The 18,401-nt window shown below is 48.4% G+C and carries 18 protein-coding genes; 13 read left to right on the top strand and 5 right to left on the bottom strand.

What is annotated here, in order from left to right; all coding sequences use genetic code 11:
• The first annotated feature begins 60 nt into the window (after nt 1-60).
• The gene (locus tag MN202_RS18625; RefSeq protein WP_335737653.1) at nt 61-393 is read left to right on the top strand and encodes a hypothetical protein; all 333 of its coding nucleotides are present in this window, start codon (nt 61-63) and stop codon (nt 391-393) included.
• On the opposite strand, the gene MN202_RS18630 is transcribed toward MN202_RS18625, so the two are convergent.
• A complete protein-coding gene (locus MN202_RS18630) occupies nt 390-1,652 on the bottom strand; it encodes a glycosyltransferase family 4 protein (protein WP_335737654.1) in 1,263 nt (420 codons plus the stop codon). The genes MN202_RS18625 and MN202_RS18630 overlap by 4 nt on opposite strands.
• A 73-nt stretch (nt 1,653-1,725) precedes the next feature.
• On the opposite strand from MN202_RS18630, the gene trhA reads away from it, so the two are divergent.
• The gene (gene trhA / locus MN202_RS18635) at nt 1,726-2,367 is read left to right on the top strand and encodes a PAQR family membrane homeostasis protein TrhA (RefSeq protein WP_335737655.1); all 642 of its coding nucleotides are present in this window, start codon (nt 1,726-1,728) and stop codon (nt 2,365-2,367) included.
• Nucleotides 2,368-2,421: 54 nt separating this feature from the next.
• Here trhA and MN202_RS18640 read toward each other — a convergent pair whose 3' ends face one another.
• Nucleotides 2,422-3,999, bottom strand: coding sequence for a S8 family serine peptidase (locus MN202_RS18640; protein WP_335737656.1), 1,578 nt, complete (start codon nt 3,997-3,999; stop codon nt 2,422-2,424).
• Nucleotides 4,000-4,409: 410 nt separating this feature from the next.
• Between MN202_RS18640 and trxB the strand changes: the two genes are divergently transcribed.
• The 4 genes from trxB (at nt 4,410) to infA (ending at nt 7,108) form a co-directional block, all read left to right on the top strand.
• Nucleotides 4,410-5,366, top strand: a complete 957-nt coding sequence (trxB, locus tag MN202_RS18645; protein WP_335737657.1) for a thioredoxin-disulfide reductase — start codon at nt 4,410-4,412, stop codon at nt 5,364-5,366.
• A gap of 12 nt (nt 5,367-5,378) precedes the next feature.
• Nucleotides 5,379-6,101: a leucyl/phenylalanyl-tRNA--protein transferase gene (gene aat, locus MN202_RS18650; RefSeq protein WP_335737658.1), complete on the top strand. Its 723-nt coding sequence runs from the start codon at nt 5,379-5,381 to the stop codon at nt 6,099-6,101.
• Nucleotides 6,094-6,795: an arginyltransferase gene (locus MN202_RS18655; RefSeq protein ID WP_335737659.1), complete on the top strand. Its 702-nt coding sequence runs from the start codon at nt 6,094-6,096 to the stop codon at nt 6,793-6,795. The genes aat and MN202_RS18655 overlap by 8 nt, the downstream gene beginning before the upstream one ends.
• Before the next feature lie 94 nt (nt 6,796-6,889).
• Nucleotides 6,890-7,108, top strand: coding sequence for a translation initiation factor IF-1 (gene infA / locus MN202_RS18660; protein ID WP_019676586.1), 219 nt, complete (start codon nt 6,890-6,892; stop codon nt 7,106-7,108).
• Between the two features lie 80 nt (nt 7,109-7,188).
• Here infA and clpA read toward each other — a convergent pair whose 3' ends face one another.
• Both clpA and clpS read right to left on the bottom strand, forming a co-directional pair.
• On the bottom strand, nt 7,189-9,456 hold the full coding sequence (clpA, locus tag MN202_RS18665; RefSeq protein WP_335737660.1) for an ATP-dependent Clp protease ATP-binding subunit ClpA: 2,268 nt from the start codon (nt 9,454-9,456) through the stop codon (nt 7,189-7,191).
• Between the two features lie 54 nt (nt 9,457-9,510).
• Entirely contained in the window at nt 9,511-9,831 is a 321-nt protein-coding gene (gene clpS / locus MN202_RS18670; protein WP_335737661.1) for an ATP-dependent Clp protease adapter ClpS, read from the bottom strand.
• 191 nt (nt 9,832-10,022) lie between these two features.
• Here clpS and cspD point away from each other — a divergent pair, with 191 nt between their 5' ends.
• The gene (cspD, locus tag MN202_RS18675; RefSeq protein WP_335737662.1) at nt 10,023-10,241 is read left to right on the top strand and encodes a cold shock domain-containing protein CspD; all 219 of its coding nucleotides are present in this window, start codon (nt 10,023-10,025) and stop codon (nt 10,239-10,241) included.
• Nucleotides 10,242-10,315: 74 nt separating this feature from the next.
• Here cspD and MN202_RS18680 read toward each other — a convergent pair whose 3' ends face one another.
• Nucleotides 10,316-12,544: an NADP-dependent isocitrate dehydrogenase gene (locus MN202_RS18680; protein ID WP_335737663.1), complete on the bottom strand. Its 2,229-nt coding sequence runs from the start codon at nt 12,542-12,544 to the stop codon at nt 10,316-10,318.
• A 344-nt stretch (nt 12,545-12,888) separates the two neighbouring features.
• Here MN202_RS18680 and MN202_RS18685 point away from each other — a divergent pair, with 344 nt between their 5' ends.
• From MN202_RS18685 to MN202_RS18710, 6 genes are all read left to right on the top strand, one after another.
• On the top strand, nt 12,889-13,434 hold the full coding sequence (locus MN202_RS18685) for a pseudouridine synthase (protein WP_335737669.1): 546 nt from the start codon (nt 12,889-12,891) through the stop codon (nt 13,432-13,434).
• 11 nt (nt 13,435-13,445) lie between these two features.
• Entirely contained in the window at nt 13,446-13,901 is a 456-nt protein-coding gene (locus tag MN202_RS18690) for an NUDIX domain-containing protein (RefSeq protein ID WP_335737664.1), read from the top strand.
• A 67-nt stretch (nt 13,902-13,968) separates the two neighbouring features.
• Nucleotides 13,969-15,081, top strand: a complete 1,113-nt coding sequence (mnmA, locus tag MN202_RS18695; protein WP_335737665.1) for a tRNA 2-thiouridine(34) synthase MnmA — start codon at nt 13,969-13,971, stop codon at nt 15,079-15,081.
• A gap of 2 nt (nt 15,082-15,083) precedes the next feature.
• Complete coding sequence (hflD, locus tag MN202_RS18700; RefSeq protein ID WP_335737666.1) at nt 15,084-15,722, top strand: high frequency lysogenization protein HflD; 639 nt, start codon at nt 15,084-15,086, stop codon at nt 15,720-15,722.
• A gap of 8 nt (nt 15,723-15,730) precedes the next feature.
• On the top strand, nt 15,731-17,101 hold the full coding sequence (gene purB / locus MN202_RS18705) for an adenylosuccinate lyase (RefSeq protein ID WP_335737667.1): 1,371 nt from the start codon (nt 15,731-15,733) through the stop codon (nt 17,099-17,101).
• Between the two features lie 51 nt (nt 17,102-17,152).
• Nucleotides 17,153-18,307: a ribosomal protein uL16 3-hydroxylase gene (locus MN202_RS18710; protein ID WP_335737668.1), complete on the top strand. Its 1,155-nt coding sequence runs from the start codon at nt 17,153-17,155 to the stop codon at nt 18,305-18,307.
• Nucleotides 18,308-18,401 lie beyond the last annotated feature (94 nt).

Here is an 18,401-nt window from a genome sequence, read left to right on the forward strand (position 1 = left end):
CTATAAAATGTTGTATAAATAGCGAGCTACATGCGCAAATAATGTCAGTTAAGGACCCTTATGAGTAAATTGGACAAAGATCAGGTTGTTGCCGATTTTACCGCAGCTTACACTGCCGCCTTTGGTAAAGCGCCGCAATTGGAGCAAAAGCCCGGCTGGTTCAGTGTAGATGGTGGTAAAAATATCCGTTTAGCTGAATTGGCTGAATTAGGCGCCAGTTACGCCAGTGCTAAAAAACCGGCTACTGCAGCCAAAGCTGAAGCTGCCAAGAGTGCAACCAAAAGCACTAAAGCTGCTAAAACGCCGAAAAGCAAAGGTGATGGCGGTAAGTCTGCATCTGCAGTATGGGCCGAGCGCACCGGTGCCCAGCGTCAACCCAGAGGTTGCCGCTAATCAACACGGGTCTGGCTGCTCTGTTCAGCCAGACGTGTTTTCGCTTCTATCCACTGCCCCATAAATTTTGTACTGCGATAAGCATGATGCCGCAGCATTAAGCCGGTAAAGTTTGCCTGGCGATGGTTGTCGAGCGCTTGCTGTATTTGACTTAGCTGCATCCAAATGCGCGCACTATGTTGGGTCTGAGCAAATTTTTCCTGCACTATCTTAAAACCGGTAATCTGCAAGCGTTGCCACAGTTCAGGCTGCTGATATATGGCTACCGCTGCTTCAGCAATACCCTGGCTGTCTTTCGCAATAAGGCCTCCCCACTCGCCATTGAGTGTCATACCTTCTGCGCCTGTATCAGTTGTCACATTAGGTGTGCCACAGCGCATCGCATCAAGCAACTTGCCTTTTAAACCGGCACCAAAGGCCAGCGGTGCCAAACATACCCGGGCTTGTTGCATAACAACTAACGCATCTTCGGCCCAGCCTTTGAGCAGAAATCCTTCCCGTGCATTGTGTAAGGCTGTCGCCTTAGGCGGCGGATAGGCACCATAAATATGTAGCTCTGCCTGCGGCAACTGCTGACGAATCAGTGGCCAGATCTGCTGCTTTAGCCACAATACAGAATGCCAGTTAGGCGCATGGCGAAAATTGCCGATAGCAATAAAATCACGTCGTGTTGTGTAATCAGGAAGGGGTGATGCCAGGTTGGCATCGATTAAAAACGGGCAATAACACAGCAATGCTGCCGGTACCTGATAGTGCTGCTGCAACAGTTGCATTTCATAGTCAGAGATCACCAATGTCAGATCGCAGCGGTAAATTGCCGCTATTTCGCGCAGTGCCAACTCAGAATTCAGCGCCTGGGCATCGACAGCTTTATCTGCATTAAAACAGCGCTGGCGGGCATCCCGCAATGCATGGCAATCTTCCATGTCCAGGATACGTAATGCCTGTGGACAGGCTTGTTCAACCCGCCAGCCGAATTGCTCTTCCAGCATAAAACGGTCAAACATCACAGCACTGGGCGCCTGAACACTAAGCCAGTGCTCAAAACTGCTGTCATTAAGCTCAATGCGTTGTTCTGAGATGCCCAGTTCAGCCAGCGGGTATCGATGCGGGCCAGGTTCGGCCACGCTGGCAAAGATCACCTGCCAGCCTTGTTGTAAAAACAGCTGCAGCAAACTTAACATTCGGTAACCGGCCGCCGACGAATTGGGTTCAGGCCAGACATACCCCAGTACTACTAATAACGGTTTTTGCTGCACAACAAGCGCTTCTTCTGAAAAACTGCTATTTTAGCCGCTACCTGTTTCCAGACACAAGCTGAAGTCGGCCAATATGACCAGTACGCCCTATTCTCACTTTGAAGAACTATTGCATGCGTTAAGCCACGGCATAGGCGCTTTACTTAGCATCTTGGCATTAGTGTTAATGTTAACCTTGTCAGTGCAACACGGCGATAGCTGGTATCTTGCCAGCAGCCTGGTGTACGGCAGTAGCCTGATACTGTTATACAGCAGCTCTACTTTGTATCATGCTATGCGTGATGCCACCATAAAACGCCGGTTGCGTCAGTTAGACCATGCCGCCATTTTTATTCTGATTGCCGGTACCTATACGCCGTTTACGCTGATAAATTTGCGCGATAACTGGGGTTTACCATTATTTGGCTTGATCTGGGCGATAGCCATTGCCGGCGTTATTATTGAACTGGCCACCGGACTGAAATACAAAAAGCTGTCGTTAGGCCTGTATCTTGGCATGGGCTGGCTGGTGATTGTCGCTATTCAGCCAATGTTAAACCATGTCGCCAGCGGCGGTTTATTGTTATTACTGTCTGGTGGTTTATGTTACTCACTGGGTGTCATTTTTTATATCTGGAAACGGTTATACCTGCATCACGTTATCTGGCACCTGTTTGTGCTAGGCGGTAGCGTGCTGCACTTTTTTGCAATCTACTACTATGTTCTGTCCGCTTAGGTTGAGCTAACGTTATAAAAAACAGGCCGGATAACTCCGGCCTGTTTGGTTTTATCAGTATTGATAGCTGAACGTTACGCCGCTAAAGGCACTGTATGCCCGGATACCAACATGCCAGGTACCTGCTTGTGGGTTGTTAAAGGTACAAATTTCATTGTTGCCGTCCAAATAAGGCCGGCAGTTATAGCTGCTGGTCGTTGGTTGTGAGCCATAGCGCACATACAAGTCAGCATCACCACTACCGCCGGAAATTTGGAATGTAACTGAAGACACTCCAGATGGAATGGTATAGCTGCCTCTTAACCACTGGCCGGTTGTACCAGACAAGTTCGGGAAGGTCGCGCCGCCAGTTGGTGGAGGATTCGTACCGCCACCACCGTCGCAACCATTATTGGTCAGATAATCGTGCGCAGCTTTGGCTTTTACAATACCCCAGCCGTAAGATGTATCACGGCCGGCAGTGCCACGATCTTCGGCAGTAGCATTTAAAGCGCTACGAATTTGCGCAGCAGTACATTGCGGATGGTTACTCCATACCAGTGCCGCAACACCGGCAACGTGAGGCGACGCCATCGATGTACCGCTGATGCTGTTGTAGCCACCGTTATTCCAGGTTGAATTTACGCTTACTCCGGGCCCTGCCAGTTCTACCTGTGAGTTACGCTGCGAAAAGCTAGCCAGACTGGCACTGGAATTCACCGCGGCTACTGACACTACCGCATTGTACGACGCCGGGTAAGAGAAGCTGGTGTTGCCACCATTACCTGCCGCAGCTACTAACAACATGCCGCCATTATAAAAGTTGGTCATGGCAGTATTTTCAGTCTGGTTAGACGAACCACCACCCAAGCTCATATTTACCACTTTGGCGCCGGCATCCTTACAGGATTGAATTGCTGTGATCAGGTTTGATGCGGTGGTCCAGTTTCCTGAGTTATTGAAAATTTTAACAATATGCACGCCGGCCTGACCAGAGCCGATAACACCCACTACACCGCTGTTGTTGTTAAGTGCCACCATAGTCCCGGCCACATGGGTACCATGGCCGTTGCCGTCCTGATACCAGTTGCCATGACCGGAAAACGAATAACCGGTTACGCCTGAATTTTGTAAATCTTCGTGGCCTGAAGTCCAACCGGTGTCAATGACACAGACTTTAGTGTTGCCGGCGCTGGAATCACTAACCTGATTTGCCTGCACCATGTTTATGCCATAAGGCGTCGTTTGCGCCAGCGGTGTAATGACATCTAACAGATAGCGCTTCGAGTCTTCTTCGATGTACTCTATCTGCGGATCATTGGCCAGTAAGGCCCGCTGTTTCGCGGTCAGCTTTGCCACACTGGCATTCACGGAAGGTAGATGTGATAACGCTTTAATGCTGGCCTTGCGCAATACGCCTTCGGCCTTTAAAGTGGAGAACAGTGCAGGCTCTGCTTTATCGCCCGCCGAATTTTGAATAATCTCATCCTTATATTTAATGATGTACTGCGTTTCGCTGTCATCATTATTAAGTGCAGCAATATCCACAGCAGGATCGGATTTTTTAATACCTGCGGCGACAGCTACAGAGGTGAGGCTTAATGCAAAGCAACCGGCAGACGCAACAGCCAGCAAAGTGGTGATTTTTTTCATTATGTTACCCTAGGTTAATTATTATTGTCCTTGTTATACGTTTGCATCCTGCGGTACAAAAAATAACCAACCACTGCAGATTGACATTACAAATCAATTACAAATTTATTATAAATTAAAGATAGTTTCCTGTTGCAGGAAATATATATAACTATCAGAAACAAAATAACTTTTATAGGAACTCACCTTAAGGTAAATTACAACAAATCACGCTTGTTAACAAAATTAAGCCTCTCACCTTTACATTCGCGCAGATTTTAATCGGCATTTAGCGGCCAATTACAGCTGCCGTTGTTTAATCTTGACTATTATTCACGGCACTAAATATCTGTTGCTACTTTCGCTTGGGGTTGCAATTCTTTAGAATCGGCGCCATAACCGGCTTAATTGTGATGTTCTCGGAGAATTTAATGTCAGATGTAAAACACAGCCGCCTGCTTATTTTAGGCTCAGGCCCGGCAGGCTACACCGCAGCGGTTTATGCTGCCCGCGCCAACCTGAACCCGGTATTGATTACGGGCATGCAACAAGGCGGACAGCTTACTACCACTACGGAAGTGGAAAACTGGCCAGGTGATGCGCACGGCTTAACCGGCCCGGACTTAATGGAGCGCATGCGCATACATGCTGAAACCTTTAATACCGAAATTGTGTTTGATCACATCCATACCGTTAATCTGCAGCAACGTCCTTTTACCCTGACCGGTGACAATGGCGTATATAGCTGTGATGCATTAATTATCTGTACCGGCGCTTCGGCCAAGTATTTAGGTTTACCTTCTGAACAGGCGTATAGCGGTCGCGGTGTATCGGCCTGCGCAACTTGTGACGGTTTCTTTTACCGCAATCAGAAAGTAGCCGTGGTTGGCGGTGGTAATACCGCCGTTGAAGAAGCGCTGTACTTGTCTAATATCGCCGCCGAAGTACATTTAGTGCACCGCCGTGACAGCTTTAAAGCTGAAAAAATCCTGGTTGATCGTTTAATGGCAAAAGTGGCCAACGGCAATATCGTGTTACATACCCACCGCGAACTTGACGAAGTACTTGGTGATGATATGGGAGTAAACGGTGTACGTTTGAAATCGACCAAGGGTGAAGCTGATGAACAGCTTGCTCTGCAGGGCGTGTTTATTGCCATCGGCCATCAACCCAATACGGACATTTTTAAAGGCCAGCTGGATATGAATGGCGGCTATTTAAAAGTGCACAGTGGCAGCGACGGCAATGCGACACAAACCAGCATTGAGGGCGTATTTGCTGCCGGTGATGTTTCTGATCATATCTATCGTCAGGCGATAACTTCAGCCGGTACCGGCTGTATGGCTGCGTTGGATGCTGAACGTTATCTGGATGCACTGAGCAAGTAAACTGTTTCGGCTATGGCCATTTATCTACCTGAGTTATCCGCGCACGATGTCAGCTTTCCCGCTGTGCAAAGTGCGCTGACAGAACCTGATGGTCTGTTGGCGATGGGGGGCGACTTATCACCGGCGCGCCTGCTTAACGCATACTCACAGGCAATTTTTCCCTGGTTTAGCCAGGGTGATCCCCTGTTGTGGTGGAGCCCGTCACAACGCGCCGTTTTTGCTCCGGACAGCCTCAAGCTCAACCGTACGTTAAAAAAACAACTGCACCGCTATCAGCTGCATTTTAGTGTTAACACCGCCTTTGCTCAGGTGATAGCGCTTTGTGCTGCCCCCAGGGCAAAACAACCTGGCACCTGGATCTTGCCGAAAATGCAGCAGGCCTATCTGCAACTGCATTTGCAGGGCTATGCTCACAGTATTGAAGTATGGCAACAGGATAAACTGGTTGGCGGCTTATACGGTGTGCAGGTAGGCAGCCTGTTTTGTGGTGAATCAATGTTTAACCGGCTGCCTGATACGGCCAAGTTGGCATTGATAGTGTTGCAACAACATTTACAACAGGTTGCGCCAGGCTGGATTGATTGCCAGATGCCGAATCCGTTCTTGTTACAACTGGGCGCTACCCCTTTGCCACGTCCAGATTATATTGTTTTGCTGCAAGCTTGTGCTAAGCAGCAGGTACCGGCTTCGCACTGGCGGGCCGGCCCGCTGGCACCGGAGCTGCTCGATGCATGAGCTGCGTTTCGGCCTTACAGCCCCTGCGCAGTGCAGCTATCTGCCAGAGCAACAGGAGCAACTGGTATTTTTACTGCCTGAGCAACCGCTTGACGCAGGGCTGTACCAGCAATTACTGCAACTGAATTTTCGCCGCAGTGGAGAGCAAGTTTATACACCGCACTGCCCGGCTTGCCGTGCCTGTCAGTCTGTGCGCATTAGCCATGCTGACTTCAACGCCAGCCGCAGCCAACGCCGTTTGCTACATAAAGCTGCGCGTGACGGCTGGCACTATAAACTGTGCGACAGCGCCAGTAGCGATTATTTTGCGCTGTTTTCAGCTTATATCAACTATAAACACCATGACAGCAGTATGTTCCCCCCTACGCGGTCACAACTTGAGGCGATGCTTGATTGCAGTTGGTTAACAGTACGTTATCTGGAGCAATACCATCAGCAGCAACTGGTGGCCGTTAGCATAGTGGACGACACTGCTGACGCCTTTTCAGCGGTCTACACTTTTTTCCACCCCGATGTCCAAGCTTACTCGCCCGGATTGCTGGCTATCTTGTACTTAATACAGTGTGCGGCGGCGCAGCAAAAACAGTGGGTCTATCTGGGCTACCAAATTGATGAATGCCGCAAGATGGCATATAAGGCCGCTTTTTTACCCCAACAGCGTTTTATTCAGGGACAATGGCACTCATTTGGCTAAAAAAGCGCTTGCCGCTTTACTTATGCTGACGATTTCGGCACAATCTGCGCAGTTTTTTTATGGTTCACCCAAATTTAAGAGGCAAGTGCGCTGAATGGCGAAGGAAGACGTAATTGAAATGCAAGGTACCATTTTGGATACCCTGCCAAATACCATGTTCAAAGTTGAACTGGAAAACGGCCATGTCGTTATCGCTCATATTTCAGGTAAAATGCGTAAGAACTATATCCGTATTTTAACCGGCGATAAGGTAACCGTAGAGTTAACACCATACGATTTAAGCAAAGGCCGTATCGTGTTCCGCCAGCGTTAAGCCGGCTCAAATAACCTGTTAATATTACAAACCCGGCATATGCCGGGTTTAGTGTTTTGTATTGGGCAACAATAGGCGGGTTAGTCTGCCAACGCGGCTTCTTCTGTGGTTTGATATTCAAAACTTAACTGATCATCGACCAGCTCTACCCGAACATCACCACCGTGCAGTAAACGACCAAATAAAATTTCGTTTGCCAGCGGCTTTTTCAGTTGCTCCTGAATAACCCTTGCCATCGGACGGGCTCCCATAGCATGGTCATAGCCTTTATCTGCCAGCCACTGTCTTGCCGCGCTGCTCAGTTCCATAGACACCTGTTTTTTATCCAGCTGTACCTGCAAATCACAAACAAACTTATCCACAATTTGCAGAATAATGTCAGCGGCCAAATGTTGAAACCAAATAATGCCATCCAGCCGGTTCCTGAACTCCGGACTAAAGGTGCGGTTAATTTCAGACAGGGCATCATGGCTATGATCCTGCTGTTTAAAGCCAATCGATTTGCGGATGGTTTCCTGCACGCCGGCATTAGTCGTCATCACCAGCACCACATTACGAAAATCAATTTTGCGGCCGTTATTGTCGGTTAAGGTACCGTGGTCCATCACCTGCAGTAAAATATTATAAATATCACTGTGGGCTTTCTCGATTTCATCCAGCAACACCACTGAATACGGGTGTTTAGACACCGCGTCGGTTAGCAAGCCGCCCTGCTCAAAACCGACATAACCAGGTGGTGCCCCAATCAACCGGCTGATCGCATGCCGTTCCATATATTCTGACATGTCAAACCGCAGCAGTTCGACACCCAAAGCCTTAGCCAACTGTTTGGTGACTTCTGTTTTACCTACCCCGGTTGGGCCGGCAAACAGGAAATTACCAATCGGCTTTTCTTCGTTGCCTAAACCAGAGCGCGATAGCCGGATTGCCGAAGTTAACACCTCAATGGGCTCGTTCTGGCCAAACACCACCAGTTTTAAATTACGATCCAGATTAGCCAGTACATCTTTGTCTGAAGCCGATACCGATTTCTCCGGAATACGCGCCATCTTGGCAATCACATGCTCAATTTCCGGTACATTAATGACTTTTTTCCGTTTTGAGCTGGGTAACAATCGCTGGCTGGCACCGGCTTCGTCGATAACATCTATCGCTTTATCGGGCAAATGCCGCTCATTAATGTATTTAGCCGACAACTCTGCCGCAGCACGTATGGCTTTTTGTGTGTAACGCACGTTGTGATGTTGCTCATAACGTTCTTTTAACCCCAACAGAATACGGGTGGTATCCTCTACGCTGGGTTCAGCCACATCAATTTTCTGGAAGCGGCGCACCAGTGCGGTGTCTTTTTCAAAAATGCTTTTAAATTCCTGGTAGGTGGTTGAGCCCATACAACGTAGTTTGCCATTTGATAACAATGGCTTTATCAGATTGCTGGCGTCCATTACACCGCCCGAGGCCGCACCAGCACCAATTACGGTATGAATTTCATCAATAAACAGGATGGCGTCTTTTTCCCGCTCCAGTTCTTTTAACAACGACTTCAGCCGTTTTTCAAAATCGCCGCGGTATTTGGTGCCAGCAAGCAACGCTCCCATATCCAACGAATAAATTGTGGCATTGGCTATCACTTCAGGTACTTCGTTATGCACTATCCGGTAGGCCAGCCCTTCGGCAATGGCAGTTTTACCAACCCCGGCTTCGCCTACCAACAGCGGGTTATTCTTTTTACGCCGGCATAACACCTGTATTGCACGCTCTACTTCATGCTCGCGGCCTATTAGCGGATCTATAAAGCCATTCTTTGCCTGAATATTCAGATTAGCAGTGAAGTTTTCCAGATATTTGCTGTCGTCTGCAACTGATTCGGTGCCCTCTTCCTGCGCATGCTCGTCGTGCTGATCCAGCTTTTCTGTTTTGGTGACGCCGTGCGAAATAAAATTCACCACATCCAATCGGGTAATATCAATTTTTTTCAGCAGATAAACTGCTTGCGATTCCTGCTCACTAAAAATAGCGACCAATACATTAGCGCCGGTTACTTCAGACTTACCGGATGATTGCACATGAAACACCGCACGTTGTAACACACGCTGAAACCCCAACGTAGGCTGTGTGTCGCGCTCAATCTCGCCTTCTGGTAACACCGGCGTAGTCGAATCAATAAAACTGGCCAGTTCATGGCGCAGCTTTTCTATATTGGCGCCGCAAGAGCGCAAAGCTTCGCCTGCTGCCGGGTTGTCCAGCAAAGCCAATAACAAATGCTCTACCGTCATGTACTCATGACGCCGCTCACGCGCAAATCTGAAAGCCAAATTCAGAGTTAACTCAAGATCTTTATTCAACATACACTACTCCTAATCCACCTGAGTAACGACACCAGAATCATGCCAGTAACAACCTTATGCGCGTTCCATCGAACATAGCAAGGGGTGCTGATGCTCTTTGGCGTACTGCGTCACCTGCTGCACTTTAGTTTCAGCAATTTCTGCAGTAAAAACTCCACATACGCCCTTACCTTCATAATGCACTTTTAACATCACTTCTGTAGCTTGTTCATATTGCATGTTAAAAAACCGGCTTAACACATCAATGACAAAATCCATCGGCGTGTAATCATCGTTATGCAACACTACTTTATACATGGGTGGCGGCGTGACCTTTTGCCGGGTCAGCTGTTCCAAATCACCATGTTGTACGTTCGATTCTTTATTGCCACTCATAAACTATAGCCATGCCTGTGTATTCCATCAAAGGAGCTTTCGGTTAATTATAGGTAAATTTTAAGTTTAATTTTGCAAATAACTTGACTGTCTGGACAAATTATCTACAGTAGTTGTTGGGATACGCAACATTCCCACTATCATGACAAAGAATACAGAATTTAGCTAACTTAGAGAAGGAAGTAAGTTGTATGGCTACCGGTAAAGTAAAATGGTTTAATAATGCCAAAGGATTTGGGTTTATCCGTGAAGATGGCCGTGACGAAGATATTTTTGCACATTATTCAACCATTAGTATGGATGGCTACCGCACGCTAAAGGCAGGACAAGACGTCGAGTTCGACTTGTCAGAAGGCCCTAAAGGCTTACACGCTGTGAATATTAAATTGCCCGGTGATCTGTCAGAGTAAATTTCACTCAGTGTGACGCAAAAAACAAAAAAGCAGGCTTAAGCCTGCTTTTGTTTATGTACCGCTAACTAGCATTAGGCGTCAGCTAAGGCCTGATTAAACACCTTGCTTGGCCGCATCGCAGCTGAAACCAGTGCCGGATTTGGCCGGAAGTAACCGCCAATATCCACCGCCTTACCTTGAGCCGCAATCAGCTCAGCCACTATCGTTGCTTCCTGTTGCTGTAAAGTGTTGGCTAATTTACTAAAGCGCTGTTGTAACTCGGTATCGGCAGTTTGGGCTGCCAATGCCTGCGCCCAGTACAACGCCAGATAAAAATGGCTGCCGCGGTTATCCAGCTCACCCAGCTTACGCCGTGGTGATTTATCATTGTCGAGGAATTTTGCCGTCGCATTGTCCAGTGCATCAGCCAGCACTTTGGCTTTGGCATTACCTGTTACCTGGCTTAAGTGCTCTAAAGACGCAGCGAGTGCTAAAAATTCACCCAGTGAATCCCAACGTAAGTAGTTCTCTTCGATAAACTGCTCAACGTGTTTAGGTGCTGAACCACCGGCACCAGTTTCAAATAAGCCACCACCATTCATCAGCGGCACAACCGACAACATTTTTGCACTGGTACCCAGTTCAAGAATGGGGAATAAGTCGGTTAAATAATCGCGCAGTACGTTACCGGTGACAGAAATAGTATCCAGTCCCTGCTTCATCCGCTGTAATGACAAACGTGTAGCTTCAACCGGAGACAGGATCTGAATATCCAGACCGCTGGTATCATGCTCTTTCAGGTACGCCTGTACCTTGCTGATCAGCTGAGCATCATGAGCCCGGGCGCTATCCAGCCAGAATACCGCCGGCGTGGCGCTTAAACGGGCACGGTTTACCGCCAGTTTTACCCAGTCACGAATTGGCGCATCTTTTACCTGACACATACGCCAGATATCGCCTTGGCCAACTACATGCTCAAACACAACGTCGCCGTTATTGTTCAGCACCTGTACTTTACCGTCTGTGGCAATTTCAAAGGTTTTATCGTGCGAGCCATATTCTTCGGCTTTTTGCGCCATCAGGCCAACATTGGGCACAGAGCCCATGGTGCGCGGGTCAAAAGCACCATTTTTCTTACAGAAGTCGATAGTTTCCTGATACACACCGGCGTAGCAACGGTCCGGGATTAGCGCCTTTGTATCCTTTAACTTGCCGTCCGGTCCCCACATCTGGCCTGAACTTCTGATCATCGCAGGCATAGATGCATCGATAATAACATCACTTGGCACATGCAAATTGGTGATACCTTTGTCTGAATTCACCATGGCCAACGCAGGCTGAGCAGCGTAACAGGCATTAATGTCTGAACGGATTTCATCCTGCTTTGCTTGTGGTAACGCTGAAATCTTGGCAAAAATATCACCGGCGCCATTGTTTACATCAACACCGATATCAGCAAACAGCGTGGCATGCTTATCAAATACCGGTTTAAAGAACTCCAGTACCGCGTGGCCAAACATAATGGGGTCAGAGACCTTCATCATGGTCGCTTTTAAATGCAGTGATAACAGCACATCCTGCTGCTTGGCCGCAGCAATTTCCTGCTGATAAAAGCTACGCAACGCTTTTTTGCTCATTGCAGCAGCATCGATAACTTCACCGGCCAATACCGCCACTTTGTCTTTTAACACCTTGATGGAGCCATCAGTACTAACGTGCTGAATTTTTAATGTATCGGCAGCAGCAAAAGTTGCTGACTGTTCGCTACCGTAAAAATCGCCACTTTGCATATGGGCAACATGAGACTTGGACGTTGCAGACCAGGTTCCCATGCTGTGTGGGTTCTTTTTCGCGTATTGTTTAACTGATGCCGGCGCGCGGCGATCTGAGTTACCCTCGCGCAATACCGGGTTAACCGCACTGCCTTTAATTTTGTCATAACGTGCTTTAACATCACGTTCTTTGTCATCTTTGGGCTCGGCCGGGTAATCTGGCAATGCATAACCTTGTTGCTGCAATTCTTTAATTGCGGCTTTTAACTGCGGAATAGATGCACTGATATTGGGTAACTTAATAATGTTGGCTTCTGGCTGATTAGCCAGCTCACCCAGTTCAGCCAAAGCATCTGCAATGCGTTGCTCGCTCGTGAGGAAGTCCGGAAAGTTAGCAATAATACGACCTGACAGCGAAATATCGCGGGTTTCAACGGCAATGCCAGCAGCTTGAGAAAACGCCTGAACTATAGGCAGTAATGAGTAGGTCGCCAGCGCCGGCGCTTCGTCAGTTTCAGTGTAAATAATTTTTGCAATTTCTTTTGACATGTTTATTCCTGTAAAGTGTTTGCGAACAGCTGACGCGTGGCGCCAGTCGCACCTGAGATCGTGCGATGTGTATGTTTTAAACGCATTTGTTGCAAGCGGCGGTAGTATAGCAGCATGACATTGAATAAAATAGGCAACTTCCCGCTACAATAAACTGGTCATAGTTGCAGTAAAACTGCTTAAATCCAGCTTAGTGTTCACTCTGGCTGACAGCTGGCGCTCAGCCGGGCAATGCTATAAATTTTAGAGAACAAATAACAGTGAATTCCCGTAGCGTTAAAGACAATCGGCAAAATAATCCATATACGAAAAAACACAATACGACCAAAGTCGGACAGCCACTACTGGTACTGTTTAACAAACCTTATGACGTACTGTGCCAGTTCACCGATAACAGCCCAACGCCACGGGTAACATTAGCCGATTATATCCCGGTAGCCGATGTCTATGCCGCTGGCCGGCTGGATCGCGACAGTGAAGGTTTACTGCTGTTAACCAACTGCGGCAAAACCCAACACCGCATTGCCGATCCCAAGCATAAAATGGCAAAAACCTACTGGGTACAGGTTGAAGGTGATATCAGTACAGCTGCTCTGCAGCAGCTGCGCACTGGCGTAGTGTTAAAGGACGGTATTACGGCACCAGCCGAAGCCTGTCGTATTGAGGAGCCTGAGATTTGGCCACGCACTCCGCCCATTCGCCAACGTGCCAATATTCCGGTCAGCTGGCTTAGTCTTACCATCACAGAAGGACGCAACCGCCAGGTTCGGCGCATGACCGCTGCCGTTGGCTTTCCAACACTGCGTCTGATCCGGGCGCAAATCGGCCAGTGGCAGCTGGGCTCACTGGCACCGGGTGAATACCAAACTATCACGCTGACAAACTTATAAGGTAAATAGCATTGAGCAGGGATACGTTACATCTTACCGTCGCAGCAATAGTTTGCTACCAGCAGCGTTTTTTGCTGGTAGAAGAGATCGATAAATTAACCGGTAAACGAGTGCTTAATCAGCCAGCCGGCCATGTTGAGCCGGATGAAGATCTGCTTACAGCCGTGGCGCGTGAATTACAGGAAGAAACCGGGCTGCAGTTGCAACCTTGTGCCTGGCTGGGGTTATCTCAGCTACAGGCAGCCAATGGCCACCGCTATGTCAGGATCAATTTTGTCTTTGAACCGCAAGCGTTGCCGCATTTCTATGCGCCACAGGATAGTGATATTCTGGCGCTACACTGGCTCGACAGTGCGCAGATTGCCAAATCGACGTTGCCACTGCGCAGTCAACTGGTTAGCGATGCGATAGCATTATATCAGCAAGGTATTCGCTTGCCGCTTAAGCTTATTCAACCGCCGCGATAACATGCGCAGAGCGTAAAAGTAGTGTATAATCCGCGCCTTGTTTTTTCGCCCTGTTGAATAAGGTGCTATGTCAGATCCTATCAGTGCAAATCGCAGTAAAAAAGTTATCGTTGGTATGTCCGGCGGCGTAGATTCCTCTGTCTCTGCTTACCTGCTATTGCAGCAGGGTTATCAGGTTGAAGGCCTGTTTATGAAAAACTGGGAAGAAGACGACAACGACGAATACTGTGCTGCAGCTGAAGACATGGCCGATGCACAGCAGGTATGCGATAAACTGGGCATAGTGCTGCACAAGGTCAACTTTGCCGCAGAATATTGGGATAATGTGTTTGAGTATTTTCTGGCGGAATACAAGGCCGGACGCACACCCAATCCCGATATCATGTGCAACAAAGAAATTAAATTTAAAGCTTTTCTGGAATTTGCCGCCGAAGCATTGGGCGCAGATTACATTGCTACCGGCCACTATGTGCGCCGCCGCTTTCAGGATGGTCACTGGCAATTATTGCGTGGCCTGGATAACAATAAAGATCAAAGTTACTTTCTTTACACGCTAGGTGAAGAACACGTAGCGCAAACGCTGTTTCCGGTGGGTGAATTAGAAAAGCCCGCCGTACGCGCTATTGCCGAGCAACAGGGTTTAGTGACTGCAAATAAAAAAGACAGCACCGGTATCTGTTTTATCGGTGAACGTAAATTTAAAGATTTTCTGCAGCAATATTTACCGGCGCAGCCCGGCGATATCATTAGCGTTGACGGCGATATTATTGGCCGGCACGAAGGGTTGATGTATCACACCCTTGGCCAGCGTAAAGGCTTAGGCATCGGCGGAACTAAGGATGGCAGTGAAGAGCCCTGGTATGTGGTTGCAAAAAAGGTCGACACTAATCAGCTTGTAGTAGCGCAAGGCCACGACCACCCCAGCCTGCTGTCTCAAGGCCTGGTTGCCAGCCAATTACATTGGACTGACCGCAACGGGCCAGTTAAACCGCTACGTTGCAGCGTAAAAACCCGCTACCGGCAAACCGATATTCCCTGTTTAGTTACGCCAAATTCCGATGGCAGCATTAGGGTGATGTTTGATAGCGCGCAAAAAGCGGTAACACCCGGTCAGTCAGCCGTATTTTACCTGGATGATGTCTGTTTGGGTGGTGGCATTATTGATGAGGCAATAAGCTGATTATGCAGTATTCACTTTCGACCCAGATAATTGCCCTGGCCGGCTTATGCCAGGCGTTACAATTGGTGCAAAAAGTCGCACGTAGCGCTGAAACCAGCAATGAAGCCTTAACCACTATGCTAAGCAGCGTGGCAGTATTAAGCGCTGACGAGCCACTACAAATTTATGGTAACCAGGCTGAAAACCTGACTACAGGTTTAAAACTGATAGTCGACCAGCTTGGTGACAAGCCACAAAAGGATGTCGAACTCACCCGCTACGTTGTCGGCGTGCTGGCTTTAGAGCGCAGATTAAACAAAACGCCGGCCCGGCTGAAAGCCCTCGGTGATAAGCTGCAGCATTTGCAGCGTCAGTTACAGCATTTTGCTATTACCGACGACAACATGCTAGCCAATCTGGCTGATATTTATAGCGAATGCATTAGCAGCCTGGGCAGTCGTATCCAGATTTATGGCCAACCCGATTTACTGAAACAAACCGCCGTACAGCATAAGGTACGCGCTTTGTTGTTAGCCGCTATTCGTAGCGCCGTACTATGGCGTCAGGCTGGTGGTAGCCGTCTTAACTTTATTTTTAAACGTCGCAAGCTGGTGGCGCAGGCACAACAGATGTTGTCCCAACTGCCCTCACCAGGCCTATAGGAGCTCGTATGCAACTGAACGCCCTTACCGCCATTTCACCTGTAGATGGCCGCTACGGCAGCAAAACCACCGATTTACGTCAGTATTTCAGTGAGTTCGGCCTGATTAAATACCGGGTAACGGTTGAAGTGCGCTGGCTACAGCAGCTTGCCGCTACTGCAGCTATCACTGAGGTACCGGCACTGTCCGCTGAAGCCAATCAGCTGTTAAATAATATTGTCGACAATTTCAGTTTAGAAGATGCCCAACGCGTTAAAGACATAGAACGCACCACGAATCACGACGTCAAAGCGGTAGAGTACCTGCTAAAAGAAAAAGTACAAACTAACGCCGAGCTGTCAGCAATAAGTGAGTTTATTCATTTTGCCTGTACTTCAGAAGACATCAACAACCTGTCGCATGGCCTGATGTTAAGCGAAGCCCGCAATACCGTGTTGCTGCCGCAATGTGATGCCTTACTCGACGCCATTAAGCAGTTAGCCGAAGCACACAAAACAGTACCGATGATGGCCCGCACCCATGGCCAGCCAGCTTCGCCTACCACTATGGGCAAAGAAATGGCTAACGTTTATATGCGCTTAAAGCGCCAACGCGAGCAAATTGCCAACGTCGAAATATTAGGCAAATTAAATGGTGCTGTTGGTAACTACAATGCGCACTTATCTGCTTACCCTCAACTGGACTGGCATGCGCTGTCTGAACAATTTGTTACCAGCCTGGGTCTGAGCTGGAATGCCTTCACCACCCAGATTGAACCACATGATTACATCGCCGAGCTGTTTGATGCCATAGCGCGTTTTAACACTATTTTGCTCGATTTTGACCGCGATGTCTGGGGATATATCGCGTTGGGTCACTTTAAGCAGCGTACCATCGCCGGCGAGATTGGCTCTTCTACCATGCCGCATAAAGTAAACCCTATCGACTTTGAAAACTCTGAAGGCAACCTGGGTATTGCCAATGCGTTATTTAACCATTTATCGGCCAAATTACCGGTATCACGCTGGCAGCGTGATCTCACCGACTCGACCGTGCTGCGAAACCTGGGCATGGGTTTTGGGTATACGCTGATTGCTTACCAGGCAACGTTAAAAGGTATCAGCAAGCTGGAAGTAAATGCAGCAAACCTGTTAGCTGAGCTGGATGCAAACTGGGAGCTACTGGCTGAGCCGGTACAAACCGTAATGCGTAAATACGGCATAGAGCAACCGTATGAAAAATTAAAAGAGCTGACCCGTGGCAAGCGTATTAACCAGGCAGACTTACATCTGTTTATTGATAAGCTGGAATTACCCGCGCCGGTTAAGCAGCAGCTTAAGTTACTAACACCGGCTAATTACATTGGTGCAGCGGTACAAATCACCGATACACTGCAGTAAGGCTTAACAACAAGGCGCTGAAATCAGCGCCTTTTTTCTCAGGAATATGTTATGTATCAGTTGAACTTAGGCAAGCTTACGGTCACTGACTTTCTCAATCAATACTGGCAAAAAAAGCCTTTACTGATTAAAGCCGGCTTTAAAAATTTTGTTGATCCATTAACGGCCGACGAGCTGGCTGGCCTTGCCACAGAAGACGATATCGAATCCCGAATCGTCAGCTGCAAGGCGCAACAATGGGACATGCAAACCGGCCCGTTCACCGATTTTAGCAGCTATGGTGACAAAAACTGGACACTGTTAGTGCAGGCTGTTGATCATTGGCACCCCGGCGCGGCCAAGCTGCTCGATCCGTTTCGTTTTATACCCAACTGGCGCATTGACGATCTGATGGTGAGCTTTTCAGCTCCCGGCGGCGGTGTCGGTCCACATCTGGATCAGTATGATGTGTTTATTATTCAGGGTGAAGGCAAGCGACACTGGCGCGTTGGCATGCCTGACAGCAGTTTGCAACAACTTTGTCCACATCCACGCTTGCTGCAGGTTAGCCCCTTTACCGACTGTATTGATGTTATAACCGAGCCAGGCGACATTTTATATATTCCGCCAGGTTGTCCGCATGATGGCGTCAGTATTGAAAACAGCCTGAATTACTCGGTAGGTTTTCGTGCCCCGGCGCAAAAAGACCTGGTTACCGGCCTGGCAGACTATCTGATTGACCACGATGTTACCGGTCAGCGCTTTACCGACGCAGGCAGGTCTGCCGCTATTTCCGCCGGCAAAATCACCGATTCTGAGCTCGATAGCATACAACAGCTGCTACAACAGCTGATTGCCGATCGCCAACAGCTACCCGCCTGGTTCGGCGGCCTGATCACCCGGGCGAAGCATGAGCTGGATTTAAACGAACCTGATCCACATTATGGCAGTGATGAAATAGCAGAGTATCTGGAAGAAGGCTCAGTGTTGTCGCGCACCGGTGGCCTGCGTTGCTGTTACTATCAGCAAGATCCTGCCAGCGATATACTGCTGTTTATCAATGGCGATCAAATAACCTTGCCAGCCGATGAGCTAATGACAGCCCAGCTGTTATGCGACCATACCGAACTGATCGCCAGTCAAAACCGTCACTTTATCAGCTCTGAACAGCGCCTTATGTTAATGACCAACCTGATAAATCAGGCTTACTGGTACTTTAGCGAATAAAAAAAACCGCACTTAGTGCTAATGCCGATCAGATAAGAATTTTTCAGATCAGTTGACCGATCCAGAGGCTGGTATATAAAGGCCTACAGAATAA

It is taken from the genome of Rheinheimera muenzenbergensis (genome assembly GCF_036984005.1).
GTDB classification, from domain to species: Bacteria; Pseudomonadota; Gammaproteobacteria; order Enterobacterales; family Alteromonadaceae; genus Alishewanella; species Alishewanella muenzenbergensis.